The 24,889-nt window shown below is 52.2% G+C and carries 27 protein-coding genes and 1 riboswitch; of the genes, 18 read left to right on the top strand and 9 right to left on the bottom strand.

Going from position 1 to position 24,889, the window contains the following annotated elements; genetic code table 11:
* Positions 1 to 18: 18 nt before the first annotated feature.
* From WNY38_RS03775 to WNY38_RS03755, 5 genes are all read left to right on the top strand, one after another.
* Positions 19 to 912, top strand: a complete 894-nt coding sequence (locus tag WNY38_RS03775; RefSeq protein ID WP_342855989.1) for a sugar ABC transporter permease — start codon at positions 19 to 21, stop codon at positions 910 to 912.
* A complete protein-coding gene (locus WNY38_RS03770; protein ID WP_342855988.1) occupies positions 905 to 1,810 on the top strand; it encodes a carbohydrate ABC transporter permease in 906 nt (301 codons plus the stop codon). The genes WNY38_RS03775 and WNY38_RS03770 overlap by 8 nt, the downstream gene beginning before the upstream one ends.
* 5 nt (positions 1,811 to 1,815) lie before the next feature.
* Positions 1,816 to 2,898: an ABC transporter ATP-binding protein gene (locus WNY38_RS03765; RefSeq protein WP_342855987.1), complete on the top strand. Its 1,083-nt coding sequence runs from the start codon at positions 1,816 to 1,818 to the stop codon at positions 2,896 to 2,898.
* 82 nt (positions 2,899 to 2,980) lie between these two features.
* A complete protein-coding gene (locus WNY38_RS03760; RefSeq protein ID WP_342855986.1) occupies positions 2,981 to 3,721 on the top strand; it encodes a sugar phosphate isomerase/epimerase in 741 nt (246 codons plus the stop codon).
* A gap of 12 nt (positions 3,722 to 3,733) precedes the next feature.
* Positions 3,734 to 4,882 carry a Gfo/Idh/MocA family oxidoreductase gene (locus tag WNY38_RS03755; RefSeq protein ID WP_342855985.1) on the top strand — a complete coding sequence of 383 codons (1,149 nt, stop codon included), beginning with the start codon at positions 3,734 to 3,736 and terminating at the stop codon, positions 4,880 to 4,882.
* A 101-nt stretch (positions 4,883 to 4,983) separates the two neighbouring features.
* On the opposite strand, the gene WNY38_RS03750 is transcribed toward WNY38_RS03755, so the two are convergent.
* On the bottom strand, positions 4,984 to 5,772 hold the full coding sequence (locus WNY38_RS03750; RefSeq protein ID WP_342855984.1) for an SDR family oxidoreductase: 789 nt from the start codon (positions 5,770 to 5,772) through the stop codon (positions 4,984 to 4,986).
* Between the two features lie 258 nt (positions 5,773 to 6,030).
* Here WNY38_RS03750 and WNY38_RS03745 point away from each other — a divergent pair, with 258 nt between their 5' ends.
* Positions 6,031 to 6,411, top strand: a complete 381-nt coding sequence (locus WNY38_RS03745) for a MerR family transcriptional regulator (protein WP_342855983.1) — start codon at positions 6,031 to 6,033, stop codon at positions 6,409 to 6,411.
* Positions 6,392 to 6,805, top strand: a complete 414-nt coding sequence (locus WNY38_RS03740; RefSeq protein ID WP_342855982.1) for a carboxymuconolactone decarboxylase family protein — start codon at positions 6,392 to 6,394, stop codon at positions 6,803 to 6,805. Before WNY38_RS03745 ends, WNY38_RS03740 begins: the two co-directional genes overlap by 20 nt.
* A gap of 90 nt (positions 6,806 to 6,895) precedes the next feature.
* Here the strand turns inward: WNY38_RS03740 and fabB are convergent, their stop codons facing one another.
* From fabB to fabA, 3 genes are all read right to left on the bottom strand, one after another.
* Complete coding sequence (gene fabB, locus WNY38_RS03735) at positions 6,896 to 8,125, bottom strand: beta-ketoacyl-ACP synthase I (protein ID WP_342855981.1); 1,230 nt, start codon at positions 8,123 to 8,125, stop codon at positions 6,896 to 6,898.
* Positions 8,126 to 8,203: 78 nt separating this feature from the next.
* Positions 8,204 to 9,001 carry a hypothetical protein gene (locus WNY38_RS03730; protein WP_342855980.1) on the bottom strand — a complete coding sequence of 266 codons (798 nt, stop codon included), beginning with the start codon at positions 8,999 to 9,001 and terminating at the stop codon, positions 8,204 to 8,206.
* Positions 9,002 to 9,138: 137 nt separating this feature from the next.
* The gene (fabA, locus tag WNY38_RS03725) at positions 9,139 to 9,648 is read right to left on the bottom strand and encodes a bifunctional 3-hydroxydecanoyl-ACP dehydratase/trans-2-decenoyl-ACP isomerase (RefSeq protein WP_342855979.1); all 510 of its coding nucleotides are present in this window, start codon (positions 9,646 to 9,648) and stop codon (positions 9,139 to 9,141) included.
* Between the two features lie 217 nt (positions 9,649 to 9,865).
* Between fabA and irrA the strand changes: the two genes are divergently transcribed.
* A complete protein-coding gene (gene irrA / locus WNY38_RS03720; RefSeq protein WP_342856087.1) occupies positions 9,866 to 10,303 on the top strand; it encodes an iron response transcriptional regulator IrrA in 438 nt (145 codons plus the stop codon).
* A 21-nt stretch (positions 10,304 to 10,324) separates the two neighbouring features.
* Here the strand turns inward: irrA and WNY38_RS03715 are convergent, their stop codons facing one another.
* The 3 genes from WNY38_RS03715 to WNY38_RS03705 all read right to left on the bottom strand — a co-directional run bounded on the left by WNY38_RS03715 (position 10,325) and on the right by WNY38_RS03705 (position 11,882).
* Entirely contained in the window at positions 10,325 to 10,831 is a 507-nt protein-coding gene (locus WNY38_RS03715; protein WP_342855978.1) for a hypothetical protein, read from the bottom strand.
* Between the two features lie 141 nt (positions 10,832 to 10,972).
* Positions 10,973 to 11,401, bottom strand: a complete 429-nt coding sequence (locus WNY38_RS03710; protein WP_342855977.1) for a peptidylprolyl isomerase — start codon at positions 11,399 to 11,401, stop codon at positions 10,973 to 10,975.
* 193 nt (positions 11,402 to 11,594) lie between these two features.
* Complete coding sequence (locus tag WNY38_RS03705) at positions 11,595 to 11,882, bottom strand: hypothetical protein (RefSeq protein ID WP_342855976.1); 288 nt, start codon at positions 11,880 to 11,882, stop codon at positions 11,595 to 11,597.
* Between the two features lie 28 nt (positions 11,883 to 11,910).
* Between WNY38_RS03705 and WNY38_RS03700 the strand changes: the two genes are divergently transcribed.
* On the top strand, positions 11,911 to 12,459 hold the full coding sequence (locus tag WNY38_RS03700; RefSeq protein WP_342855975.1) for a YaeQ family protein: 549 nt from the start codon (positions 11,911 to 11,913) through the stop codon (positions 12,457 to 12,459).
* Between the two features lie 33 nt (positions 12,460 to 12,492).
* Here WNY38_RS03700 and WNY38_RS03695 read toward each other — a convergent pair whose 3' ends face one another.
* Positions 12,493 to 13,125 (bottom strand): TetR/AcrR family transcriptional regulator, encoded by a 633-nt coding sequence (locus tag WNY38_RS03695; RefSeq protein WP_342855974.1) that lies wholly within the window; start codon positions 13,123 to 13,125, stop codon positions 12,493 to 12,495.
* 211 nt (positions 13,126 to 13,336) lie between these two features.
* Between WNY38_RS03695 and WNY38_RS03690 the strand changes: the two genes are divergently transcribed.
* The 3 genes from WNY38_RS03690 (at position 13,337) to WNY38_RS03680 (ending at position 17,753) form a co-directional block, all read left to right on the top strand.
* Entirely contained in the window at positions 13,337 to 14,440 is a 1,104-nt protein-coding gene (locus tag WNY38_RS03690) for an efflux RND transporter periplasmic adaptor subunit (protein WP_342855973.1), read from the top strand.
* Positions 14,441 to 14,442: 2 nt separating this feature from the next.
* Positions 14,443 to 17,472, top strand: a complete 3,030-nt coding sequence (locus WNY38_RS03685; RefSeq protein ID WP_342855972.1) for an efflux RND transporter permease subunit — start codon at positions 14,443 to 14,445, stop codon at positions 17,470 to 17,472.
* Between the two features lie 107 nt (positions 17,473 to 17,579).
* Positions 17,580 to 17,753 carry a hypothetical protein gene (locus WNY38_RS03680; RefSeq protein WP_342855971.1) on the top strand — a complete coding sequence of 58 codons (174 nt, stop codon included), beginning with the start codon at positions 17,580 to 17,582 and terminating at the stop codon, positions 17,751 to 17,753.
* On the opposite strand, the gene WNY38_RS03675 is transcribed toward WNY38_RS03680, so the two are convergent.
* A complete protein-coding gene (locus tag WNY38_RS03675; protein ID WP_342855970.1) occupies positions 17,750 to 17,872 on the bottom strand; it encodes a hypothetical protein in 123 nt (40 codons plus the stop codon). The two genes, WNY38_RS03680 and WNY38_RS03675, sit on opposite strands and share 4 nt — an antisense overlap.
* Positions 17,873 to 18,074: 202 nt before the next feature.
* Positions 18,075 to 18,187, bottom strand: a riboswitch (guanidine-I (ykkC/yxkD leader).
* A 756-nt stretch (positions 18,188 to 18,943) separates the two neighbouring features.
* On the opposite strand from WNY38_RS03675, the gene WNY38_RS03670 reads away from it, so the two are divergent.
* From WNY38_RS03670 to WNY38_RS03645, 6 genes are all read left to right on the top strand, one after another.
* Positions 18,944 to 19,873 (top strand): lipid A-modifier LpxR family protein, encoded by a 930-nt coding sequence (locus WNY38_RS03670; RefSeq protein ID WP_342855969.1) that lies wholly within the window; start codon positions 18,944 to 18,946, stop codon positions 19,871 to 19,873.
* A 128-nt stretch (positions 19,874 to 20,001) separates the two neighbouring features.
* Positions 20,002 to 21,063, top strand: a complete 1,062-nt coding sequence (locus WNY38_RS03665) for a Hint domain-containing protein (RefSeq protein WP_342855968.1) — start codon at positions 20,002 to 20,004, stop codon at positions 21,061 to 21,063.
* A gap of 225 nt (positions 21,064 to 21,288) precedes the next feature.
* Entirely contained in the window at positions 21,289 to 21,909 is a 621-nt protein-coding gene (rpsD, locus tag WNY38_RS03660; RefSeq protein ID WP_342855967.1) for a 30S ribosomal protein S4, read from the top strand.
* 197 nt (positions 21,910 to 22,106) lie between these two features.
* The gene (hisC, locus tag WNY38_RS03655; RefSeq protein ID WP_342855966.1) at positions 22,107 to 23,195 is read left to right on the top strand and encodes a histidinol-phosphate transaminase; all 1,089 of its coding nucleotides are present in this window, start codon (positions 22,107 to 22,109) and stop codon (positions 23,193 to 23,195) included.
* Positions 23,192 to 24,112: a prephenate/arogenate dehydrogenase family protein gene (locus tag WNY38_RS03650; protein WP_342855965.1), complete on the top strand. Its 921-nt coding sequence runs from the start codon at positions 23,192 to 23,194 to the stop codon at positions 24,110 to 24,112. The genes hisC and WNY38_RS03650 overlap by 4 nt, the downstream gene beginning before the upstream one ends.
* A gap of 38 nt (positions 24,113 to 24,150) precedes the next feature.
* Positions 24,151 to 24,885, top strand: coding sequence for an extensin family protein (locus WNY38_RS03645; protein WP_342855964.1), 735 nt, complete (start codon positions 24,151 to 24,153; stop codon positions 24,883 to 24,885).
* Positions 24,886 to 24,889: the final 4 nt, after the last annotated feature.

The following is a 24,889-nucleotide window of genomic DNA, read 5'->3' as shown; positions in this document are numbered from 1 at the left end:
AACAGCGGGGGAAACACCATGTCATCAACACGCCCGAACCAATTGTTCCGAAACAAATCAGCAAAAATTGCAGCGATCCCAATGATCGTGACGGCGCTTTTCGTCTTTGTTGGCGGTACAATTTGGACTGTGGTTTACAGTTTTACAAGTTCCGGTCTGCTGCCGCGTTTGCGGTGGGTTGGTCTGGACCAGTATGAGCGTCTATGGGCCACACGAAAGTGGCTCGTTTCAATCGAAAACCTAACGATCTATGGGTTGTGTATGCTGGTGCTGGTCTTTGTGATCGGCTTCATCTTAGCGGCCCTTATTGATCAAAAAATCCGATTCGAAGACACGATCCGCACCGTGATCCTGTACCCCTATGCGCTCAGCTTTGTGGTGACAGGGTTGGTGTGGCAGTGGATTTTGAATCCCGAATTCGGTGTGCAGAAAGTTGTGCGCGGGTGGGGATGGGAAAGTTTTACCTTTGATCCGCTCTATACCGCCGACATCGCAATTTACGGGGTCTTGATCGCGGGCATTTGGCAGGGCAGTGGCCTTGTGATGGTCTTGATGCTCGCTGGGTTGCGCGGGATCGACCAAGATGTCTGGAAAGCGTCCCGCGTGGACGGGATTCCGACATGGAAAGCCTATATTTTCGTGATCATCCCGATGATGCGACCTGTGTTCATCACCACGCTGGTGATCGTTGTGACCGGGATCGTTAAAATTTACGATTTGATCGTCGCGCAAACCGGCGGTGGTCCGGGTATCTCAACGGAAGTCCCAGCGAAATACGTCTATGACATGATGTTCCAAGCCAACAATTTGGGCCAAGGCTTTGCTGCTTCGACCATGATGCTTGTGACTGTCGCGTTGATTGTCATCCCTTGGGCAATTCTTGAATTCGGAGGCTCGAAGCGCCATGACTGATACATCGTCCTCAATGCTGAACGGTCCACAAGGACCAAAGCCGCGCAAGTCTTTCTCGCGCCGCAACATATTCCTATATGGCACGCTGATCACAATCACGTTGTTTTATGCGCTGCCGCTTTATGTGATGTTCGTCACCTCCCTTAAGGGGATGCCGGAAATCCGCCTTGGCAATGTCTTTGCGCCGCCCCTTGAGATTACATTTGAGCCTTGGGTCAAAGCGTGGTCTCAAGCCTGCACTGGGCTGACCTGCGATGGGTTGAGCACGGGGTTCTGGAACTCTATAAAAATCACCATTCCGTCTGTGGTCCTGTCGATCATTATCGCGTCAGTGAACGGTTACGCTTTGTCGAATTGGAAGTTCAAAGGTGCGGATTTGTTTTTCACAATCCTAATTTTTGGCGCGTTCATCCCTTATCAAGTGATGCTCTACCCGATTGTGATCATGCTGCGTGAAATCGGGCTTTATGGCTCTTTGGGCGGGTTGATACTTGTTCACACCGTCTTTGGGATGCCGATCCTGACCTTGTTGTTTCGCAACTATTTCACCTCGCTGCCCGAAGAACTGTTCAAGGCCGCGCGTGTGGATGGAGCAGGGTTTTGGGGCATATACACCAAGGTCATGGTGCCAATGTCACTGCCGATCTTCACTGTCGCTATGATTTTGCAGGTGACCGGTATCTGGAACGACTTCCTTTTTGGCGTCGTCTATTCCAGCCCAGACAACTATCCGATGACCGTTTCGCTCAATAACATCGTGAACTCCACGCAAGGCGTGAAGGAATACAATGTCAACATGGCGGCGACCATCCTCACGGGTCTCGTCCCGCTCACCATCTATTTCCTTTCTGGAAGAATGTTTGTCCGTGGCATCGCTGCCGGCGCGGTAAAGGGTTGAAAATTATGAAAAACTCAGTTGAAATCAAAAACCTTGACCTGCAATTCGGCGCAGTAAAAGTACTTCAAGACCTCAATCTCGATATTGGCCAAGGTGAATTCTTGGTGCTTCTTGGATCCTCGGGGTGCGGAAAGTCGACACTTTTGAACTGTATTGCGGGGCTTTTGGATGTGTCCGGTGGGCAGATCCACATCAACGGCCGAAATGTCACTTGGGCGGAGCCTTCCGAGCGCGGTATCGGGATGGTGTTTCAATCCTACGCGCTTTATCCGCAGATGACGGTTGAGGGAAATCTATCCTTTGGTTTGAAAAACGCCAAGATTCCCAAGCCCGAGATTGAGAAACGTATCAAACACGCCTCGGAAGTTCTGCAAATTGAGCCGTTGTTAAAACGCAAACCTGCAGCGCTTTCTGGCGGGCAGCGTCAGCGGGTCGCCATTGGTCGTGCCTTAGTGCGCGATGTGGATGTGTTCTTGTTCGATGAGCCTTTATCGAATCTTGACGCAAAGTTGCGCGCGGACCTTCGGGTTGAAATCAAACGTCTGCATCACAAGCTGCAAAACACGATGATCTATGTGACGCACGATCAGATCGAAGCGATGACTTTGGCGGATCGTATCGCCATCATGCGCGGTGGTCAAATTATGCAATTGGGCTCGCCTGACGAAATTTATGGTCGCCCGATCAACAAATACGTAGCCGATTTTATTGGATCTCCGTCGATGAACTTTCTGGAAGGGCATGTCAAAAACAATGCCTTTGAGGTGGGTGATCTGTCGATCCCGTTGGATGGTTATGAGTTTGTCGATGCGGCTGGTGCCACAGAGGGCCCCGCCACCATGGGCATTCGCCCCGAACATGTGGTGACCGGCGAATTGGTAGAAAACACTCCGTATCAAATCGATGTGGAAATCAATCTGATCGAGCCAACCGGATCGGACACTTTGGTCGATTGTGTTGTCGCGGGCCATCATTTTCGCGTGCGGATGGACGGCCAGTCGCGCGTGAGCGTTGGCGACAAACTGCGTCTAGGGCTCTGGCCTGCCAAAGCATCATTGTTCGATGCAACATCTGAGTTGCGTCTTTGATCCATGTCTCAGCACAACTGCAAGAGACGTGAAAATTACAACTATCAGGCGCCAAAAACGCTTACTTTTTAGAGGACTAAAAATGCCCACCATCTCTTACCAACTTTACTCTTCACGCAACTGGGACGCGGATGAAACCTTCGCGATGCTTGCTGAAGCGGGTTACAAAGAAGTCGAAGGTGTCGGTCCCCACTATGAGGACCTGCCCAAAACCAAGGCGCGTCTTGAACGCTTTGGCATGACCATGCCAACGGGGCACTTTGCGCCTGATTTTATTGAGCAAGAGCCTGAAAAGGTCATCGAAATCGCCAAAACTCTTGGAATGACCGGCATCATCGCGCCATATATTCCACCTGAAGAACGTCCGACGACTATGGTGGGGTGGACGGATTTTGCGACACGTTTGGCTAAGATGAGCAAACCGATTGTGGCTGCAGGGTTAGATTTTGCTTGGCACAACCATGAATTCGAATTCGTGCCTATCGACGACCAATTTCCACAGGATTTGATCGCTGCGGCATCACCGGATATCAAATTTGAGCTTGATCTTGCATGGGTTCAAGTTGCAGGGCAGGACCCCGTGGCGTGGTTGCAAAAATACTCAGGACGTATCATCGCCGCCCACGTCAAAGATCTGGCCCCAGAAGGCGATTGCCTGGATGAAGGCGGCTGGGCTGACGTGGGTCATGGCGTCATGGATTGGAACGTTATCAAGCCTGCGTTGGATGCAGCAGGTGTGACCCGCTATGTCGTCGAACATGATAACCCGAGCGATCACACCCGTATGGCCACGCGGTCTTTGGCCAGCGTTCAAGCGTTTTAAGGAAGGCAGAGTATGAAAAGTTTTGGCGTAGGCATTATCGGGTGCGGTAATATTTCGGCCGCCTATCTTAAACTGGCACCCATGTTTAAGGCGATCAATTTGGTTGCTGTCGCGGATTTGAATATGGAGGCGGCACTGGCCCGCGCCGATGAGTTTTCGGTGCGCGCAGACACAATCGAAACCCTATTGGCCGCCGATGATATCGACATCGTCATCAACCTGACGATTCCATCCGCGCATTTCAGCGTCACCAAGCAGATCTTGGAGGCAGGCAAACACGCCTATTCCGAGAAACCCTATGTGCTGACCTTGGAAGAGGGCGAAGCCTTGCGTGCCTTGGCTGCTGAAAAAGGTCTGCGTGTCGGGTCTGCGCCGGACACATTCTTGGGCGGTGCGCATCAACTTGCCCGCGCGGCCATTGATGAAAGCGCAGTTGGTGAAAGCGCAGTTGGTGATATCATCGGCGGCACCTGTCATGTCATGTCTCGCGGGATGGAAGCTTGGCATCCAAACCCTGATTTCTTTTTCCAACCCGGTGGTGGGCCCGTTCTTGATCTTGGACCCTATTACGTCACCAATTTGGTGCAGCTTATCGGCCCCGTTAAATCTGTCTCCGCCATGGCGTCGGCCAGTTTTAAGACGCGGACCATCGGCATTGGGCCTCGAGAAGGTGAAACCGTTCCTGTCGATACGCCAACCAACATTCATGCGGTGCTAGAATTTCACAATGGCGCTCTGGTCACCCTTGGCGCAAGCTGGGACGTCTGCGCGCATCGTCATGAAAACATGGAGCTCTATGGTAGCGCAGGGTCTATTTACTTACCTGACCCGAACTTCTTTGGCGGTGAGGTCTTGCAGGCGGGCCAAGAGGGAGAGGCGAAGAAAATTGGGTCCCGCGACCATCCCTTTGCCGTCACGAATGAAACGGACGGGCAGGGCATTGATCGCGCCAATTATCGCTGTGCAGGCCTTGCGGATATGGCGGCTGCAATTGCCACGGGCAGACCTCATCGCTGTAGTTTGGAGCTTGCAACGCACGTCGTGGAAGTCATGACCGCGATTTTGAAATCAGCCAAAGAGCGTAAATGGGTCGATATGGTGACAACTTGCGAACGCCCTGCGGCTCTGACGCCAGATCAAGCGCGCGAATTGCTGGTCTAACGTTGGGAACTGCCTCGGTATCCTTGGGCTCCATGGGTTTGTAGCAAACGCAAAACGGCTCGCAAAACTGCGAGCCGTTTCATTTTGGGTATGACGTTGCCTTAAAGGTTTTCGACCTGCGGCATGCCGATGGTGTGGAACCCACCGTCCACGCGGATGATTTCTCCCGTGGTGTAGGCACCGCCATCTGAGTTCAAATATACAGCAGTCGCACCAACCGCGTCCAAGGTCGCGTTCGAGCGCAAAGGCGCGTTTTCCTCAGCAAAGCGATAGGTGCGTCGCGCACCACCGATAGCAGCACCTGCGAGTGTTTTCATCGGACCAGGGGAGACCGCATTGACGCGGATGCCTTGGGGCCCAAGATCATTGGCAAGGTAGCGTACTGCGGATTCCAGTGCCGCTTTGGCCACGCCCATGACGTTGTAGTTCGGCGTCACGCGGTTTGAGCCGCCGTAAGTGAGGGTGATCAGTGAACCGCCCTCAGGCATAAGCTCTGCCGCGCGTTTGGCCACGTCGATGAAAGAAAAACACGAGATATGCATGGAGTTTTTGAAGTTCTCAACCGTGGTGTCGCGGATGCGGCCTGTGAGTTCGTTTTTGTCAGAATAGGCAATGGCGTGTACAACGAAATCCAACGTGCCCCATTTGTCTTTCAGCGCTGCAAAAGCTGCATCCATTTGCTCTGGGTTGGTGACGTCAACGTCAACCATGGTGTCTGAGCCAACGGTTGCCGCCAAAGGGGCCAAACGTTTGCCGAAGGCTTCGCCTTGATATGTGAATGCCAATTCAGCGCCCTCAGCTGCACAAGAGCGCGCGATGCCCCATGCGATGGAACGCTCGTTTGCGACACCCATGATGAGCCCGCGTTTGCCTTTGAGAAGATCTGCCATGGTTCAAATACCCTTATTTTGTTGGTCGTGTGTTTGGCGTGTTTCGAACGCGACGTCAAGTTTTTGGACAGTTTGGCGACAGGCATGCTGATTTCAGGATGCCATCACACCAGTCAAAGGCCGTCGAGACATTCGGCGATCTTGCTCAGTGCTGTGCATCATAGGTCGGATCATGGTCTTGTTCATCAACATGGCTCTTGACCTAGAGCGCACTCTAACCCGTATCTGTTGCTGCGTCTTAACGGGAATCACATTGAAATGAAAATTGGTGAGCTTGCGAAATGTTCGGGATTGTCGACATATACGATCCGCTATTACGAGCGGATCGGTTTATTACCTGTTGCGGAGCGCGATGCTGGGGGCCAGCGCGACTATGACCCTTCGATCTTAATTTGGACCGAGTTTTTGGGGCGCTTGAAAACCACTGGTATGCCGATCCGAGACATGTTGCGCTATGCGCGGTTGCGCGAACAAGGCGCGCAAACGGGGCTTGAACGTCGCGCACTTCTCGAAGCGCATCGTGACATGGTCAGGGATAAACTCGACACTCTGCAGGCCAGCCTTCTCGTTCTTGACATCAAAATCGACAGCTATGTCGACACAGAGCAAAGGACGCACCATGACGAAACCACACCATAAAGAAAACTCTCTGACACGGCTTGAGCGCGGTACGCGCGCTCTGGCTGAAATCGACGGACAAGCGGGTCAGAACGTCGTCGATGCCTTGGCAGATATTGCGCCAGATTTCGCAACTTATTTGTTAGAGTTTCCGTTCGGGGATATTTATTCGCGCCCAGAGCTTTCCCTGCGGGATCGCGAAATTGCGACCATCGCTGCGTTGGCAGCAATGGGCACAGCCGCGCCGCAATTGAAGGTTCACATAGAAGCGGGTTTGAATGTTGGCCTGTCGAAAGAAGAAATTACCGAAGTTCTCATGCAGATGGCTGTTTATGCCGGTTTCCCCGCAGCATTAAACGGATTATTTGCCGCAAAAGAGGTCTTTGCGGAGCGGGCAGAGCGGGCAGAGACCTGAGCTTATCGGCGGCGGTTAGCCCTTAGCGCAAATGAAAACAGCCACGCAATCAGTGCGTGGCTGTTTTGGAATTTCGATGCGCAGATAAAATCAGTCCAGGTATTTGGACATAATCATAGACCCGTTGGTACCGCCAAAACCAAACGAGTTGGTCATGACGCTATCAAGGCCCGCACTGTCCACACGTGTGGTTGCGATCTCGTTCGCGTTGATCGCTGGATCGAGTGTTTCCACGTTGATGGATGGCGCGATGAAGTCGTTTTGCAGCATAAGCAAACAGTAGATTGCTTCTTGTGCGCCGGTCGCCCCTTGGGAGTGGCCAGTCATAGACTTGGTTGAAGAAATCAAAGGCGTTGTGCCCAAGCCAAACACGCGACGCACCGCTTCGACTTCGCCCACATCGCCCACTGGCGTTGAGGTGCCGTGCGCGTTGATGTAGCCGATTTTGCGGTCTTCGGCCAACGTGGACAGGGCCACACGCATCGCGCGCTCGCCGCCCTCGCCCGAAGGCGCAACCATGTCAGCGCCGTCAGATGTAGCGCCGTAACCAGTCACTTCGGCGTAAATTTTCGCGCCGCGGGCTTTGGCGTGCTCAAGCTCTTCAAGAACCAAGATGGCACCACCGCCACCGATGACAAAACCGTCACGGTTCGCGTCAAACGCGCGGGAGGCTTTCGTCGGCGTGTCGTTGTATTTCGATGACATCGCGCCCATGGCGTCAAACAGACAAGACAAAGACCAATCCAGTTCCTCGCCGCCGCCTGCGAACATCACGTCTTGCTTGCCCATCATGATCTGCTCTGAGGCAGCTCCAATGCAGTGCAGCGATGTCGAACAGGCTGAGGTGATCGAGTAGTTGATGCCCTTGATCTGGAACGCTGTCGCGAGGTTCGCAGAGATTGTGGACCCCATGCATTTTGGCACCGCAAAAGGACCAACGCGTTTGGTCGCGCCAGATTTGAGCACAGTTTGGTGCGCCGCAAACATAGCCGATGTAGACGGGCCACCAGAGCCTGCGATCAAACCTGTGCGAAAGTTGATGACGTCTTTTTCCTCTAAGCCAGAATCCGCAATCGCTTGGGTCATGGCGATAGAGGCATAAGCAGCCCCCGGACCCATAAACCGCAGCGCGCGTTTTTCGACATGGTCTTTGATGTCGAGTTTCACATTGCCAGCGATTTGACTGCGGAACCCATATTCTTTCATATCCTCATTGGCAGTGATGCCCGAGGTGCCTGATTTGAGGGATGCCAAAACTTCTTCGGCGTTGTTGCCGATAGAGGAGACAACTCCAAGACCTGTAATAACGACACGGCGCATAGCGTGCTCCTTTTATAAGTTTGCCCTTTTGTAAGTCAGCAAGGGTAAGAGGTGCAAGGGGGAGGAGCCTTGCCATCCTCATATTAAGGATTTCGAGCTTTGTCTCTGTCGTTTAATATATGCGCCATCAATTAATTCATCGGGGGTTAAGTCCAAAACGCAATTGATGACGGATGCCCAGTTTTCGTCACTCAAGTGGAAATCTTTGGGTAAGGCGCTGTGGCTGCTATAGACCTCGTCAGCGACCCTTTGAAAAAGCGCCCGACAAAAATCGGCTTTTGAATGTCGTTGGCTAGCCAATGCAGCAGCGGTCACATCATCGTAAATTTCGATTTTTGCTTGATGATGGCTACGTGAAATCGTTCTGAACACGTCTGCCAATGATGGCCAGTATTTCAGATCAAACTGAGATGATAAGTTATTTAGATGTGACTTTACCCAACTAATAAAGAGATAGTTTGACGATGATGCATCTTCGATTACATCAGTTATACTATAGTGAGTATCCGAACCAAAACTGTTGCGGTTTTCAATTTCGCTTTTTTTCTCAAGTAGATCTGCAAGCTCACTGCTAAGCTTTGATATGCGATCAGTCACTTGAGTAAGTTTTTTGTAATCGTCCCTCATTAAGAAAGTTGCTTCGGGATGCCACGCGGATCGGGCGCATATGATTGAATCGAAAAAGAGTTGAATTGCTAACTTATTGCCGCCGGTCTGCTTAAGCACATCTTTGTAGACATCGATTAGTTCCGCGCGCCTTGCAATGAGGCGCTCTCTGGTTTCACCCCAGTTACGGGGAAGCTTTCTTTCCTCACAGTCAGGCCAATGTTCAAGTAGAATATCTTGGCAATAGTCGGTCTCATTTACTTCTGTCATTTTGATCTCCTTTGTTTCCTAAGTTTGGAGAAATTTAGATCGACATGGGAAACATGTCGGTACCTGAAAGAAGAAAAATTAAGCGCGCTTGGGTACCCCAAACGCGCTTGAAAACGATTTTACTGTGCCTCAGGCACCTAGCTCTCAGACAAAGCCACCTTCATGTCTTTCACTTCATAAGCCAGCTCGCCGTCGATTTTGACGATGCCGTCCGCGACGCCCATGGTCAGGCGGCGGGTTTGGATGGCTTTGGTGAAGTTAATCTCATAGGTCAAAAGCTTGGCCTCTGGGCGCACCATGGCTTTGAGTTTGATTTCGCCAACACCCAAAGCATAGCCGCGACCTGTCCAGCCGCGCCAGCCGAGGTTGAACCCTGTGAGCTGCCACAGCCCATCAAGACCAAGACAGCCGGGCATGATCGGGTTGCCGGGGAAGTGGCATTCAAAGAACCACAGGTCCGGCGTGATGTCGAATTCGGCCATCACGTGACCTTTGCCGTGCACACCGCCATCGCCTGAGATGTCCGTGATACGGTCCATCATCAACATGGGCGGGGCTGGAAGTTGGGCGTTGCCTTCGCCAAACAGTTCGCCACGGGCGCATTTGAGTAGGTCTTCTTTGTCGAAGCTTGTCGGAAAATCGGCCATAGATGCGATTGCCTTATGTTAGGGTCTTTTTCAGTTTGATGGGTCTGTATCACTGTGAGAGCAAAACGCGCAAGTGTACAGAGGGCCGTCTTGACCAAAGGATATATGGGATTTTCGTTTGAATTACACCCGCGCAAGGCCTTATACTGTCCAAACCAGCCAACTGGAGGGCCTCATCAAGGGGCCTTTTTTACGAAGCGAGACGTGAATGAGTGACATGATCCAACAGACCAGCCCTGCGACAGCTGTTCAAACGCGACGCGGCGAAGCGTGGCTGGCCAGTGCCGATCTGCGCCCGACACGCCAACGCGTGGCTTTGGCCGCGATGCTGGTGGGCGATGGTCAAGACCGTCATGTTACAGCGGAAAGTCTGTTTTCAAATGTGTGCAGCGCTGGCGAAAAAGTATCGCTGGCCACAGTGTACAACACGCTGCGCGCTTTTTGTGATGCGGGCCTGATGCAAGAGGTCACCGTCGACGGCACGCGGTCCTATTTCGACACCAATATGGCCGAGCACCCGCATTTCTTTTGGGAAGACAGCGGTGAATTGACCGATGCCCCTGCGGAAGACCTGAAGATTGTGGGTTTGCCCATGGCCCCTGATGGCACAGAAATTGCGTCCGTCGATGTGGTTATCCGGTTGCGCAAAACCTAAGTAGCGCGCCTTTCAACGGCGCTATGACGTAGGAACGAACTCTGCCAATCCGCGTAGCCATGTCTTGATTTCGGCTTCAACACCCTCTTCTTCGAATGTTTCTAACGCACGCGGCGTCCATTGCTCAGGCGTGAGCTGGTTCAACCAATGGCGGCGTTCTTGTTCTTGCAAGGTGGGCAGTTTCAGCGCGCTTGCGGCATGAAGCAGTTGCAACACAGATTGCACCGCGCGCATTTGCCGAAAGGCGTCCATCATCGGTGCAGTCATCTTGGGATCGTCGCGCCATGTGGTGTCAAACAGTGCTGTAGCCCGCTGACCAGCCCCCAAACATTGATAGGCGACACAACCAGAATAGCCCTTTGATATCAAATCTTTATGGATGGCGCAGCCAAAGCCAGACAGGTTGTGGCAGGGCACCCCCGCCGCTTTATCATGGGCAAAGCTGTCGTCTTTGTCAAAGGCCAAAGATAGGCAACATAGGGCGGCGCAATTGGAGCAATCAGACGTGAAATCTATTGGGTTTGTCATATAAAAAATCTGTCACCCCATGCGCTTTTAGGCAAGAAAAAAGACGGCCCGCATTCGCGAACCGCCTTAAATGTGTGGTAGGTGTAGGAGACAAAACCATTAGCCCTCAAAGGCCTAAGGTCTCTCTCACGCCGTTAACCCTTATGCGATTTCGACAAGCTCGATGTCGAATGTCAGGTCTTTGCCCGCCAACATGTGGTTCGCGTCCAATGTCACGAACTCTTCGCCAATGGACACGACGCTCACAGGGATCACTTGGCCTTCTGGCGATTGCATTTGCAGCTGCATGCCCACTTCAAGTGGGATCTCAGCTGGGATCACTTCGCGTGGCACATCTTGCTGCGCGTCGTCTTGGCGTTGGCCGTAAGCCTCGTCAGCGATAGCGACGATGGTTTTCTTTTCGCCAACAGTCATGCCGACCATTTCTTTGTCCATGCCCACGATCACTTGGCCGGTGCCAACTGTGAATTCCAATGGGTCACGACCTTCGGAGCTGTCAAAAACAGTGCCGTCAGTAAGGGTGCCTTTGTAGTGAATGCGAACTTTATCGCCGGATTTAACTTCGGACATCAGAAAACTCTTTCGATTTTGGGGTGAATTGTGAGGCCGCTTTGAACCTATGTGATGCGGGTGCTCAAGTTTGGTGGCTAAGATAGCGGAACTTGGCTGGGTGTAAACCCATGCAACTGTAGACTGTGACGAGCCCTATAATATTTGGCTCTATCAATGAGGTGGGGAGGAAAAAAGTGGCCCTTCGGTTCACTCAGTCTATAATAGCCCCTTTGAGCGCGGTGCATTTTTGCCGCCCCAAGTGCTCTTTGCCCCACATGTTCAGTGTCGACACGCCAAAGCAGAGATCATCGGAAACCTGTTTGCGCGTTAACTCAAGGTCTGTGGAACCTGTACCGCATTTCGGCGAAACTCGCATGTCCGTTCCTGTCCGATAGTCAGTCACTTTGGTTGCAGTAAATGCTATCAGAGGGGTGCTATCAAACTGTAACAAGACTAAGCCATCTTTCGCTTTCATAAAGTCACCAGAAGCTTTAAGCATCACAATCTTCTCTTTTTAAGGACAGATCATGGCGCAAAAAGCCACCATTTATAAAGTCGAACTTTCCGTGTCGGATATGGATCGTCACTATTATGAAACCCATAAACTGACGATCGCCAAACATCCTTCTGAGACGGATGAACGGTTGATGGTGCGACTTTTGGCGTTCGCGTTGAATGCGCATGAGAATTTGGAAATGACCAAGGGTTTGTCAACCGATGACGAGCCTGATATTTGGCAAAAAAGCCTGAGCAACGAACTTGAGTTGTGGGTGGCTTTGGGGCTGCCGAGCGAAAAGATCGTGCGTCAATCCTGTGGCAAATCCGACAATGTGGTGATCTATTGTTATGGCGGCAGAACGGCTGAGGTGTGGTGGGATAAAATCAAAAACAGCACCACGCGCTTTGACAACCTTCAGGTTCTCAATTTGACCGAACAAAACACCAACGAGTTGGCCACGCTGGCAAGTCGGTCGATGAAGCTGCAAGTGAACATTCAAGACGGTGACGTGATGATCAGCGTTGATGACAGCATCGTTTACGTCACGCCGGTGAAGTGGAAACATAACGATCACTGAACAAAGGGGCCGCGCAAGTGTTGCGCGGCTTGCCTATGGCTTTGGCAGCAACCCGTTCAACATCAAGGCCAGATGGTCGTCTACGAATTTGTCGATATCCAACGCGTCGCGATCATGGAATAAGATGTTCCAAATGGCGATGTTGACATGTGTACCCACAAGGACACGCGGGCTGATGTCGATCACATCCGCGCGAAACTCGCCGCGTTCGACGCCATACTCCAATGTGGACCGAATAAGGGCTGACCCTTTTTGCACGACGTTTTCATAATAAAAATCGATGATGTCTTGCTGCTTTTGCCCGCCTGAAATCATGTAGCGCAATAATGTTTTCATGCCGGGGGAGGCCATCTGCGCTGCGATCATTTTGAACTGCAAAGACAACAGGTCAGGCGCGCTGCCCGTATGCGATACTGTCGCTTCAGTGATGCGTTGAAGGCTTGGCAGGATCGAATAGACCAACACGCCTTTGAGCAACTCTGCCTTGGATCCGAAGTAAAGATACATGGTCCCTTTGGCCACGCCAGCCCGATCCGCAATGTCGCTGATTTTGGCCGCGTCAAAACCGTCGCGATCAAACGCCTCAAGCGCCGCTTGGATGATGTCGTCGCGCCGTCTGAGTTGCGCGCGCGACAGCTCTTTTGTCTCAAAGGGATCTTGGGTCAAGTCGGGCTCCTCAGCCGATGTCTGGGCACACCTTTATACAAAATTTCCGTAGGCTTAGAAAGGTGTGGTCGGTGTGACTTGACATAGAATGACTTATAAGTCAATTAATGACCTATCAGTCATTTTTGGAATCACTGGTGGTACAAGATGGCGTGGGGGCTAAAAAGTGTCATGCGTTACAGGTTTCTCAAAACAGAAAAGACGGCTCATAATGCGTAAATTTTTATTCTTTACGGCCCTTTTGGCCCTGGTGGCCTGTAATGAAGACGATCAGACGACCGTCGCGCCCATTCGCGGTTTGAAAACGCATCTTGTCGCAGATGCGAAAAAGTCGACTGTCCGCAGGTTCCCTGCCGTGCTCGAACCGACCTCATTGAACACGCTGTCTTTTGAGGTGGCTGGGAAACTGGGTGCCGTTCCTCTTGCTGTTGGGCAGCGCGTGCAAGTTGGTCAAACCTTGCTAAGTCTCGACACAACCACATTGCAATTACAACTCGACACTGCCGAGGCGGGCGTCCCCTCAGCGCAGGTTGCACGCGATAACGCTGTCGATAACCTCGCGCGGCAGATGCAGTTGTTCGACAGGAGGGTGATAACCAAGAAAGATCTGGACGACGCAAGCACTCTGTCTGCCGCTGCGCAGGCGCAATTGGAGCAGGCGATCAAAGCCCGCGACAGCGCGCGCGAAACTTTGAGCAAAACCATCATCACCGCGCCCATCGATGGGATCATCAATTCTGTCGATGCAGTAAGCTTTGGCACAGTGTTAGCAGGGGCGCCCATGGTGACGCTCTATTCACCCGATCAATTTGAAATTTCGTTCAGCGTCAATTTCGACACCGTGTCACAACTGGTTGTCGGAACGCCCGCTACCGTGCGTTTGGCAGATTTACCCAATGTTAATCTTGACGCAGTTGTCAGCGAACTCGGGTCGCGCGCGGATACCGTCTCGAGTTTTCCTGTTGTACTGAAATTGAAAGATACCGATCCGGTTCTCAAAGCAGGCATGGCGGTTGAGGCCACGATTGAACTGCCGCTGCCCGCCGAAGAGGGCTTTACTTTGCCACTCAGCGCGATTGTCAAAAAGGGGCAGATCGGGTTTTCGCCCGATGGGCTGCAAGGTCAAAGTGCGGCGCGGGTTTTTGTATTTGACCCGCAAACCGAAACCGCTGTGCTGCGCGACGTGACGGTCGGCGGCGTGCGTGAAAATGAACTGCTTGTCATTGACGGTCTTGAGCATGGCGAATTGGTCGCCTCGGCGGGTGTGTCCTTTTTGAGAGACGGGATGCACGTCAAGCTCCTGGATGGTGAATAACGATGGAATTTCTAACACGTTTTGGACTTGAAAAATCACGCCTGACCGCACTGGTCATGATTGGATTGCTCATTGTTGGTTCGATGACCTATATGGCCATTCCCAAACGTGAAAATCCCGCCATCACCGTACGCACCGCCGTGGTCGCAGCGCAGTTTTTGGGAATGGCGCCTGAGCGTGTCGAGGATCTGATTGCTGTGCCTTTAGAGCGTGCAGCGCGCGAAATCGGCGAGGTGGAAGACATCGAAACACGTGTGATCACAGGTGGTGTGATCTTGAAGTTGAACATTTACGATTCCGTCCCAGAAGGCGATCTTGAACAGGTCTTTCAAGACATTCGCAACAAAATGAGCGACAGCGCGAGCGAACTGCCGACTGGTACGCTGGGGCCGATTGTGAATACCGATTTTGGTGATGTGGCCATCGCGACAATTGCGGTGACCGGCGACGGGTTTGCGCAAGACGAAATGTTTGATGCCGCGGATGCCCTGCGTGAGGGGCTTTATACGCTGGACGGGATCACCAAGGTGTCGATCTATGGCCAACAAGAAGAGCGCATTTGGTTGGAAATCGACACCCGCAGGCTGGCTGCTATTGGCGTGCAGCTTGAACAGGTTTTGGGGGATTTGCAGGCGCAGAATGTGATCTTGCCTGCGGGGCAGATGAATTCAGACGGCATCAACATTACGATGGAAGCCAATGGCGACCTTAAGACTGTTGAAGATATTGAAAACGTACTGACCAAAGTGTCAGGGCTCAATGGGTTCGTGCGTTTGAAAGATTTGATGAGCGTGCGGCGCGGCTATGTTGACCCGCCTGAGACGCCTATTTTCTTTAACGGGCAGCCCGCTTTGATGGTCAGTGTCGAGATGGCAAACGGCAAAGACATTCAACAGCTTGGGCGCGCGCTGAAAACACGCATCACTGAATTGGAACGCCAGCAACCTATTGGCATGTCTTTCAATATTTCGACCTTTCAGGAAACCAATGTGACCGTGGCGATCGACAATGCGGTGTCGAATGTTGGTCAGACATTTCTTGTCGTGCTGGCTGTTATGTTGGTGTTCTTGGGAATTCGACCCGCGTTGATCATCGCCAGTATTGTGCCATTTACAGTGATGTTCGCGCTATTGGTCATGGTCTATGTTGGCATCGATATTCAACAGGTATCGATTGCGGCCGTGATTATTTCGCTTGGGCTTTTGGTCGATAACGGACTTGTCGTCGTCGAGGAAATTCAAACCAAAGTTGACAATGGTATGTCCCCCTATGATGCAGCCATCGCGTCTTGTGGACAGTTTTTCATTCCCTTGGCTGTGGCCTCTTTGACCACGATTGCGGCGTTCATTCCTATGCTGATCCTTGACGGGTCCGAGGGTCAGTTTGCCTTTGCAATGGGTGTTGTTGTGGCCGCGATGTTGTCGGGATCTTGGTTGGTCGCGCATTACATTTTACCGTTTTTATCCGCGCGTCTGGTCAAGCCAAGTGTTAAAAAGGTAGAATCTGAAAACTGGTTGATCCGAGGTTATGGCAATCTGACGCGCCGCATTTTGCCTTTGGGCGTGCCTATCATTGTTTTATCATATGCGTTGGTGATTGGGTCTGCGACCGTATTTCCAAGCCTTAAGTCTGAGCTGTTTCCGCTGAGTGAACGGTCGGACTTTTTGGTCTATCTCGATATGCCCAAAGGCACCGCGATTGAGGCAACACGTGACGAGGCCTTGGTCGTTGAGGCGTGGTTGCGTGACAAGGACGAGAACCCTGAAGTGCGCGATACAACCCTTTATGTCGGCGATGGCGGGCCACGGTTCTATCTTAGCCTTGATCCTGCCGAGACCGATCCCGCGGGTGCTTTTTTCGTGGTGAACACCACAAGCCCGAAAGACGCGCAAATCGTTGAGGCGCGCGCGCGGCAGTATCTGTCGCAAAACGTGGCTGCTGCACAAGTGCGGCTGACGCGATTGTCCATGGGTGGCAATGAATCTGGCATTGTTGAAATTGAAATCACTGGCCCTGACGGCGAAGTGCTGATGCAAGCCGCAGACAAAGTGAAAGCCGCTTTTGACGAGGTGCCAGATTTGGTACGCAATGAAGACGATTGGGGCAACAAAACCGTCAAAGTCGTCATCGATGTGGCGCAAGATAAAGCGCGTGAACTTGGTATCACCTCAAGCGATATTTCGGATGTGATGGATACGTTCTTTCGTGGCTCGACCTATTCTACGTTTCGCGATGGCACGGATGCCATTCCGATTGTGGCGCGTGCCGAAGACAGCTTTCGCGATAGTCTAGAAGATCTGGCAAACCTGTCGGTGCCAACCAGCAGTGGTTTGATTTCGCTCAATCAGGTGGCAAGCTTTCGCCCCAAACTGGAATACGCGCAAATCCGTCGTGAAAACCAAGAACGAATGATCACCATTTCGGGCAAAAGCCAATCCTTGGGCGCAACACAGGTCGAACAGTTGCTTGCGCCGACGCTTGAGGCGCTTGATCTTGGGCCAGCGTATAAGGTCAACATCGGTGGCGAGACTGAGCAGGGGGGGGAGATCAAACGCAAACTTGCGGCGGGTCTACCCTATACGCTGGTCGTCATGTTGGTGGCTTTGACGTTTCAATTCAATTCGGCGCGGCGCGTGACGCTGATCTTCATGACAATCCCATTGATCGTTGTGGGCGCGCCGATTGCCTTACAACTTGCGGGACGCCCGCTGTCGTTTTTCGCGATCTTAGGGTTGATGTCTTTGATGGGGATCATCATCAACAACGCGATTGTTTTGATTGATCAGATCGACATTGAACGAGAAACCAACGACCTGGATGATGCCATTGTCATCGCCGCCAAAAAACGTGTGACGCCGGTGATGTTGACCTCGTTGACCACGGTGTTGGGCCTTGTGCCGATGGCGATCAATGGTGGCGCGTTGTTTGAGCCGATGGCGACGCTGATGGTGGGCGGTTTGCTTTTGGCCTCGCCTTTGACCCTTGTGTTTGTGCCACCAGCCTACCGTCTGTTTTTCCGCAAATCAGCCTAAGGCAACGGTGCGTTTTGCCGTTCTTTGATAAAATTTAGGCCATGCACCCGTGGCGGGATGCATGGCCTTGGACACTTGGGCGCCTCAGCGGTAAAAGTCCGATGCCCGTGCCGACGATCAAAGAGATCATTGCAGAAATGCCAACTCCTAAGAAAAGCCGCATTAAGGAAGCCCAAGTGTCTTTCCACAATACGATTTTCTTGGAGCGTTTGGCTGGTTCACAAAACAGGCGCTGGGCTGTGTCCCAAATGGTCGCGGGCGCGGGCAGCAGCTTGTCTTAAGGGGTCGCGGTGAGGCGGATGTCAGAGCCAATCGCATAGGCGATCAATACGATGGCGAAAGGCAAAGCAGCCAAAAATACCGCATTGGGTTTGGAGGGTATTCGATTGATCCGTCTCATGGTGCTCCTCCGTTTGGGTGAGCGTGTGAAGCGATGCAGGCAATGCAAATGCCGATGCAAGTCCGGCTGAGAGCGCCGCAGCGGATAGAATGTTCTTGAGTGTCCTGACTTTCCCCGTTGTGCGTCCCGCCTGATTTTAAAGACGTGTTTTCACACGCAGACGGAACAAGAGAATATAAGCGCGGACAAAACCAACGCAGTAACCTCCCGGGATTTTGCCCCGCCGTGTGCCTTTGCGGATTTTACCGCCTAGGTGGCGCTTCTCGGACCAGACCTTTGGTTTTGCATCCAAGCGAAACCCTAAGCACCCTGCATCTGTAGCCAACGACACCGGTTGCAATTGGGTCAAGGCGTCGGAGGATTCATTTTATGCGGTGAGATGGTTTTTGCAAAAATTCACCAAAAAGCATCGATTTGATGTGGATTTGTGCATGTGCCGCTCGTTTTGCAGCCTCTGTACTGTTCGCCAATCGGTTCATTCGCACCGTATGCTTATCTGGGTATCGGTAAAATTGCATTGATTGGCGTGCCGCATTCTATTTTTGAGGAAGCGTCGCGGGCCGGGTGGTCGCAAAAAATGGGATATACCTGACCTTGATGAGTTTATGGAACCGTGCGACAATTCTATTGCACGATATTCCTACAAATTGATTATAGTGAGTGTTTTGCCACGCAACAGAATGGGCAAGGTGACTAAAATATCTTGCACAATTCCTACAGTCTATGTTTGCTCCTGTGTAGGGGGATCGAATTTCTCTTTGTGAGGGGCTGTTACCTCGGCATCTCACAAAAACTGGTCGGTGCAGCAATGTGCCGGCCTTTAATATGCCTAATCCACACCACGCATATCGCTTGACGCTGCTTTCTTAATAAAGCGCGGCTGGCCGTGGGCCGTTTTTTGTCAGAGCGGCTACATTTGTACACCTATTTTAAGGTGCTGCCAAATTGCAACGCATTAACAAAGGCAACTTTTGTGCCGTAATCGTGCCTAATTCACAGCGATCTATAGGGACTGTTAACCAAATTGATCTAGCCTCAACAAGGACACCTGACCCCCAAGGACGTCTCGCTATGCCAAGACTTATTCGCCTTTGCGCTGTTATACTTTCTGCTTTGCTCGGCTTAATTGCCGCGCTGCCTGCGGACTCTCAAGAACGCCAAGCAGTGGGGGTTGGGCGCCTTTTTTCCAATGATTTTCTCGGGGATGGCAAAGATCGTTGGCATGCGACTTCATACGTTGTCTCAGCGCTAAGTGAACCGATTATTAGCCAGACTTCGCCAGCCACCTCAGGCCATATTATTGAACATCGATTGAGCGGCAAAGTTGTTGCGTCTGCCAATTTGTACGCCGTGGCTGCGGGTGATCGACCATATTCTGGGGTTCTTTCCTATAGTCATCACCGTTACTTGCGCAACGGTGATGCCCTCAATCGTATCGGCATAGACGTTGTTGTTGGTCCGCAAGCCGGCGTGGGTCAATTGCAAGGTTGGGTGCATGACGGTTTAACTGCGCCTCGCCCTGATCTAGAGGCGCAGTTGCCAAACGCGATCTATCCGACTTTGAGCGGCGAAGTTGCGAAATCTTTTCATCTCAGTAGAGTAGAGTTGCGCCCTTTCGCCGAAGTTCAGCTTGGCGTTGAAACTTTCGCGCGTCTTGGCGCAGATGTGTTTGCAGATGCGTTTTTTGGCCAGCGGGATGCAGAACAAATGCGCTTGCGCGATGTGACCACAGGGCAGCTTTACAATTCCGCTAGCGCACTCTCAGGTCCAGATATTGAATTTATGCCGGGCGCTGATATGGCTCGTGTTTGGTCGTCAAAATATCTTCCCGTATCTGATGGATATATGGTTGAACCCGCCCGGTTTCGCGGACGGGCGGGGGTACAGGTTTCTGTGCCGCAGGCGGATATGTTTTACGGTGTGACTTGGCTTGGTCCGCAATTCGAAAATCAACCAAGCGATCAGGTGGTGGGATCGTTGAACGTAAGCTTGCGTTTCTAATCCCGTTGCAAACAACCGTTTTATTAAGATTCGCGAGATGCAAAGAAATTGGTTAACAGACCGATTCGCTTGTGTTAGCTTGGAACCAATAAAAAAATTAAAAACTAAAATTGGCAGGCATACAGGCTATGAGAACGGGCTTTTCCGGCACGTTTGTCATTGCGTGGACACAGGTAGAGGTCGAAGGCCTCACTCGTGCACCGCTCACCGCACTCACAATCGGCGCTTTGTGGCGCTGGTCTGGGAATGAGGTGTGCGTGGACGGGCCGCGTGATGTACTCGTGCTCGACGGCGCGATCGGCAAGGCAGAACTTCATCAACGTGCGGCGCAATCCGTGCGGAGATTGATTGGCACAGCATTGGCGGGCGCTCCTATATATCACGACCCTGAGGCGCGTGAGCGTCTCTTCGACGGTGGATTTGATGTCACCGACGGGGTCAAAAAATACGAGATCACTTTGATCGATAGGCCTGACTTAGGCGCGCCCTTATTGATGTTCATAGGTGAAATGCCACCCAAAGACACCGATCTTTGGGTTGTATCCATCTATGTGGCAACTGCGCGGGATGCTCGAGTTGATGACAAAGGGGCTGTCATCTGCTTTACACCCGGCACTCAAATTTTGACCCCTGATGGGGCGCGTTTGGTTGAAGACCTAAGTGAAGGCGATTTGGTGCAAACCAAAGACAACGGTCCGCAAGCTTTGCGTTGGATCGGTGGGCGGCGTATTTCCGGCGCGCGGCTTTATGCGATGCCTGAGCTGCGCCCGGTGCGGTTGCGTGCCGATGCGCTTGGCTTGGGCAATCCCGATGAGGATTTGATCGTCTCGCCGCATCACAGAATGTTGGTGTCTGGTAAAGCTGCGCGTGAGTTGTTCAATGCCGACGAGGTACTTGTCGCAGCGAAAGATCTGGTCAATGACAAATCTATCGTCATTGATAGGTCCCACAAGCAATTGTATTATATTCATCTACTGTTTGATGCGCATCAGGTGATTGTGGCCAATGGGCTTGAAACCGAAAGCTTCCATCCCGAAATTGCGGATCTAAAGGATGTATCTGGAGAACAAAAACGGCATCTTTTTGAGCGTTTTCCAAATATTGCAGAACCGGGTGATTCGTATGGTCCTTCTGCACGCCGTACATTGACGGGTGCTGAAGCGGCCATTTTAATGCATGACGTCGCATGAATTAGAAAAACACGCGTCCCAGACGGGGGCGCGTGGTTGACACCCCCCATCAGCCCTATATAAGCCGCTCATCCCGTGTACAGAAATGTGTGCGGGTTAACTATTGGTGTTGGTGGCCCTCGCAAGAGGATGCCTGTCGGCCGAAAGCGATAACTGTGCTCAATGCACATAGTTCGTGGAAAGCAAAGGACAGCACCTTTCACATAATTTGAAAGGATCCAGATCGTGACCAAACGCACATCTGCCAAGTACAAAATTGACCGCCGCATGGGCGAAAACATTTGGGGCCGCGCTAAATCCCCAGTGAACCGCCGTGAATACGGCCCAGGCCAGCACGGTCAGCGCCGCAAAGGTAAGCTTTCCGACTTCGGTCTTCAGCTCCGTGCAAAGCAAAAACTGAAAGGTCACTACGGCGATCTGACAGAGAAACAATTCCGCCGCATCTACGCTGACGCTGTACGTGTCAAAGGCGATACAGGTGAAAACCTCATCGGCTTGCTCGAATCCCGCTTGGACGCAGTTGTGTACCGTGCGAAATTCGTTGCGACAATCTTTGCTGCCCGTCAGTTCGTAAACCACGGCCACATCACTGTGAACGGCAAGCGCGTTAACATTCCTTCTTACCGTGTAAAAGAAGGTGACGTTATCGAAGTGCGTGATCGTTCCAAGCAAATCGCAGTTGTTCTTGAAGCAACTCAATTGGCTGAGCGTGATGTTCCTGACTACATCGATGCGGATCACTCCAAATTGAAAGCAACTTTTGTGCGCACGCCTGGCCTCTCAGACGTCCCATTCGCTGTTCAAATGGAACCAAACCTCGTGATCGAATTCTACGCTCAGAACTAATCTGGGCCATCACGATAAAGTTTTGAAAGGCCGTCCGCTGGGGCGGCCTTTTTCTTTGAGGTATAAATGGCGCTTTAAGGTCGTTTGCTTGTCAAAACAGACGCGCCCGCGCAACATATTTGCGCCTATGCTTGAAGCGACTTTCCTTGCTGCGCGCACAAGGGTATGACGGGCACATCCTTATCGTGAGTTGAGCTATGACCCGTGTGATTGAACCCCAACCCAAAATTCTTGACATCACTTTGTATCAAGGTGGTGAAAGCCAGATTGCTGGACAGGGTAACGCCGTCAAACTGTCGTCGAACGAAAATCCGTTCGGAACACCTGATGGCGCGAAAGCGGCCTATACCAAAGCCGCCCATCAATTGCACCGATATCCCAATACAGATCACGGCGCGCTGCGCCAAGCCATTGGCGATGTGCACGGACTTGATCCGCGGCAAATCATTGTGGGCGTTGGGTCAGATGAAATTATCACCTTTTTGTGCCAAGCCTATGCAGGTGTTGGCGATGAGGTGATCCACACAGAACACGGGTTTTCGATGTACCGCATCTCGACATTGGCCGCGGGGGCGACGCCCGTCTGCGTGCCTGAGCGCGAGCGCGTGGTTGATGTGGATGCCATTCTTGCGGCCTGCACCGAGAAAACCAAGATTGTATTTATCGCCAATCCTGCCAATCCAACTGGAACAATGGTCGGTCAGCGCGAAGTGTCGCGTTTAGCGGATGGTTTGCCACCGCAAGCGATCTTGGTACTTGATGGCGCCTACGCTGAATATGTCGAAGCCTTTGATGGCGGTGCTGCCCTGATAGAGACCCGCGACAACGTTGTCATGACGCGGACTTTTTCCAAAATTTACGGATTGGGCGGCGCGCGGATCGGATGGGGCTATGGTCCACAAGAAATTATCGACACGCTCAATCGTGTGCGAGGCCCGTTCAATATGTCCGAGCCGCAATTGGCGGCGGCTGAAGCGGCAGTCAAAGACCGTGACTGGGTCGAGAAGTGCCGTGAAGAAAACACCCGTTTGCGCGCATGGTTGGCTGAGGCACTGATGGAACACGGTGTGCCATCCGATACATCTTGTGCCAATTTTATCTTGGCGCGTTTTATCGATGCCGTAGAAGTCGAAAACTGTGACGCATTTCTCAAATCCAATGGATTGTTGGTGCGTCGTGTGGCTGGCTACGGTCTGCCCAACTGCTTGCGCATTACCGTCGGGGATGAATCTTCTTGTCGCCGTGTGGCTCATACGATCGGGCAATTTTTGGAGCAAACCAGATGAGCGTCATGTATGAGCGCGTGGCCCTAATCGGGCTGGGCCTCATTGCGGGCTCTATGTCTTTGGCGATGCGCCGTGCAGGTATTGCGGGCGAGATCACAGGTTATGCGCGCTCAGCCGAAACCCGCGACATCGCCCGTGATATGGGACTGGTCGACCGTGTGTGCGACACTGCGATTGAGGCTGTGAAAGACGCCGATTTGATCGTTTTGGCTGTCCCAGTTGGTGCTATGGGCGCTGTTATGGCTGAGATTGCGCCTGGGTTGAAAGCGGGTGCTGTGGTGTCTGATGTTGGCTCCGTAAAGAAAGACATATTTGCATCCGTTTTGCCGCATCTACCTGTAAATGTTGAATTTATAGGCACTCATCCGATGGCTGGGACCGAGCATTCTGGCCCCAAATCAGGCTTTGCCGAACTGTTTGATAATCGTTGGTGTTTGATTGTGCCGTCTGATGAATCCTCTGAGGAGGAGATTGTGCGTCTTGAAGAGTTTTGGCGCGCTCTAGGATCAAACACCAAGCGCATGGATGCTGAGCACCATGATCTTGTTTGTGCGGTTGTGTCCCACACTCCGCATTTGATTGCTTATACAATGGTGGGTGTCGCCGATGATTTGAGCCGCGTCACGGATCAAGAAGTTATCGAATTTTCGGCTGCAGGTTTTCGCGATTTTACGCGTATCGCGGCCTCTGACCCGACCATGTGGCGTGACGTGTTTTTGTCCAACAAAGATGCCACGCTTGAAATCTTGGGCCGATTCACAGAAGAATTGTTTGCGCTGCAGCGTGCCATTCGTCAGGGCGATGGCGATCATTTGCACAAGTATTTCACCCGTACCCGCGCCATTCGTCGTAGCATTATTGATGCGGGCCAGGATACCGATGCCCCCAATTTTGGCCGCAATTCAGACGCGTCATGAGGCGGACCTGTGGATCCATTTTATCAATTTGGGTATTGATGAGTGCCGAAATTGCCACCGCCGAAATGACGCGGTCACCTTTTCCAATGGCGCGGCCCGGCTCTGTTGCGCTGGTCGATCCCGTAGTCGTCTTGCCGAACGTGGTGATTGCGCCTCAAACCGCGCCGGCAATGACGGTCTCTCTTGTGCCGCAATTCCGACCAAAAACCTTAAAGGCGCCGAGGCAAACTCAGGTGTCTTATCGGACCGCAGGATCTGTTTGCGGACATCGCGATATTCGTGGCACGGCGATTAAAGAAATTCAAGCAACACTCAAAGGCTGCGGTTTAAGCGATCCGGTGCGGATCACTGAAATATCCGGCGTCAAACTGTTCTCGCCCGCAATAATCGACTGCACAACAGCCAAAGCATTGCGCACGTGGATCGATAAAGGTGCGAAACCTGCGGTGGGGCGCAAAGGTGGCGGCTTGAGTGAGCTCAAGGTGGTTGCAAGCTATTCTTGTCGAACGCGCAACAATCAGCCGGGTGCGAAAGTATCCGAACACGGTCGAGGTCGCGCCATCGATATCGCTGGGTTTACACTTAAAAATGGCGATTCTACCACCGTTCTAGAGGGGTGGAATGATCGTAAGTATTCAACGATACTGAAAAAAATGCACAAATCTGCCTGTGGGCCATTTGGGACAGTATTGGGACCGAACGCCAATAAATATCACAAAGACCATTTCCATTTTGACACAGCACGCTATCGCTCAGGCAGTTATTGCCGTTGACGCA

Origin of the sequence: Pacificibacter sp. AS14 (assembly GCF_038899935.1) — a bacterium.
Lineage (GTDB): Bacteria > Pseudomonadota > Alphaproteobacteria > Rhodobacterales > Rhodobacteraceae > Celeribacter.
The sequence above is the reverse complement of the archived record's forward strand: the minus strand, read 5'-3'. Positions and strand labels throughout refer to the sequence as shown.

What these genes read in the sequence shown, in the direction of transcription:
- WNY38_RS03760 (WP_342855986.1), top strand. Translation starts at nt 2,981, where the DNA reads ATGCCCACCATCTCTTACCAACTTTACTCTTCACGCAACTGGGACGCG.
- WNY38_RS03705 (WP_342855976.1), bottom strand. Translation starts at nt 11,882, where the DNA reads ATGCTTAAAGCTTCTGGTGACTTTATGAAAGCGAAAGATGGCTTAGTC.
- WNY38_RS03750 (WP_342855984.1), bottom strand. Translation starts at nt 5,772, where the DNA reads ATGGCAGATCTTCTCAAAGGCAAACGCGGGCTCATCATGGGTGTCGCA.
- WNY38_RS03700 (WP_342855975.1), top strand. Translation starts at nt 11,911, where the DNA reads ATGGCGCAAAAAGCCACCATTTATAAAGTCGAACTTTCCGTGTCGGAT.
- WNY38_RS03710 (WP_342855977.1), bottom strand. Translation starts at nt 11,401, where the DNA reads ATGTCCGAAGTTAAATCCGGCGATAAAGTTCGCATTCACTACAAAGGC.
- WNY38_RS03740 (WP_342855982.1), top strand. Translation starts at nt 6,392, where the DNA reads ATGACGAAACCACACCATAAAGAAAACTCTCTGACACGGCTTGAGCGC.
- WNY38_RS03770 (WP_342855988.1), top strand. Translation starts at nt 905, where the DNA reads ATGACTGATACATCGTCCTCAATGCTGAACGGTCCACAAGGACCAAAG.
- irrA (WP_342856087.1), top strand. Translation starts at nt 9,866, where the DNA reads ATGATCCAACAGACCAGCCCTGCGACAGCTGTTCAAACGCGACGCGGC.
- WNY38_RS03685 (WP_342855972.1), top strand. Translation starts at nt 14,443, where the DNA reads ATGGAATTTCTAACACGTTTTGGACTTGAAAAATCACGCCTGACCGCA.
- WNY38_RS03765 (WP_342855987.1), top strand. Translation starts at nt 1,816, where the DNA reads ATGAAAAACTCAGTTGAAATCAAAAACCTTGACCTGCAATTCGGCGCA.
- WNY38_RS03690 (WP_342855973.1), top strand. Translation starts at nt 13,337, where the DNA reads ATGCGTAAATTTTTATTCTTTACGGCCCTTTTGGCCCTGGTGGCCTGT.
- WNY38_RS03745 (WP_342855983.1), top strand. Translation starts at nt 6,031, where the DNA reads ATGAAAATTGGTGAGCTTGCGAAATGTTCGGGATTGTCGACATATACG.
- WNY38_RS03665 (WP_342855968.1), top strand. Translation starts at nt 20,002, where the DNA reads ATGAGAACGGGCTTTTCCGGCACGTTTGTCATTGCGTGGACACAGGTA.
- WNY38_RS03645 (WP_342855964.1), top strand. Translation starts at nt 24,151, where the DNA reads ATGAGTGCCGAAATTGCCACCGCCGAAATGACGCGGTCACCTTTTCCA.
- WNY38_RS03670 (WP_342855969.1), top strand. Translation starts at nt 18,944, where the DNA reads ATGCCAAGACTTATTCGCCTTTGCGCTGTTATACTTTCTGCTTTGCTC.
- fabA (WP_342855979.1), bottom strand. Translation starts at nt 9,648, where the DNA reads ATGGCCGATTTTCCGACAAGCTTCGACAAAGAAGACCTACTCAAATGC.
- WNY38_RS03730 (WP_342855980.1), bottom strand. Translation starts at nt 9,001, where the DNA reads ATGACAGAAGTAAATGAGACCGACTATTGCCAAGATATTCTACTTGAA.
- WNY38_RS03775 (WP_342855989.1), top strand. Translation starts at nt 19, where the DNA reads ATGTCATCAACACGCCCGAACCAATTGTTCCGAAACAAATCAGCAAAA.
- fabB (WP_342855981.1), bottom strand. Translation starts at nt 8,125, where the DNA reads ATGCGCCGTGTCGTTATTACAGGTCTTGGAGTTGTCTCCTCTATCGGC.
- WNY38_RS03675 (WP_342855970.1), bottom strand. Translation starts at nt 17,872, where the DNA reads ATGAGACGGATCAATCGAATACCCTCCAAACCCAATGCGGTATTTTTG.
- hisC (WP_342855966.1), top strand. Translation starts at nt 22,107, where the DNA reads ATGACCCGTGTGATTGAACCCCAACCCAAAATTCTTGACATCACTTTG.
- WNY38_RS03650 (WP_342855965.1), top strand. Translation starts at nt 23,192, where the DNA reads ATGAGCGTCATGTATGAGCGCGTGGCCCTAATCGGGCTGGGCCTCATT.
- WNY38_RS03755 (WP_342855985.1), top strand. Translation starts at nt 3,734, where the DNA reads ATGAAAAGTTTTGGCGTAGGCATTATCGGGTGCGGTAATATTTCGGCC.
- WNY38_RS03715 (WP_342855978.1), bottom strand. Translation starts at nt 10,831, where the DNA reads ATGACAAACCCAATAGATTTCACGTCTGATTGCTCCAATTGCGCCGCC.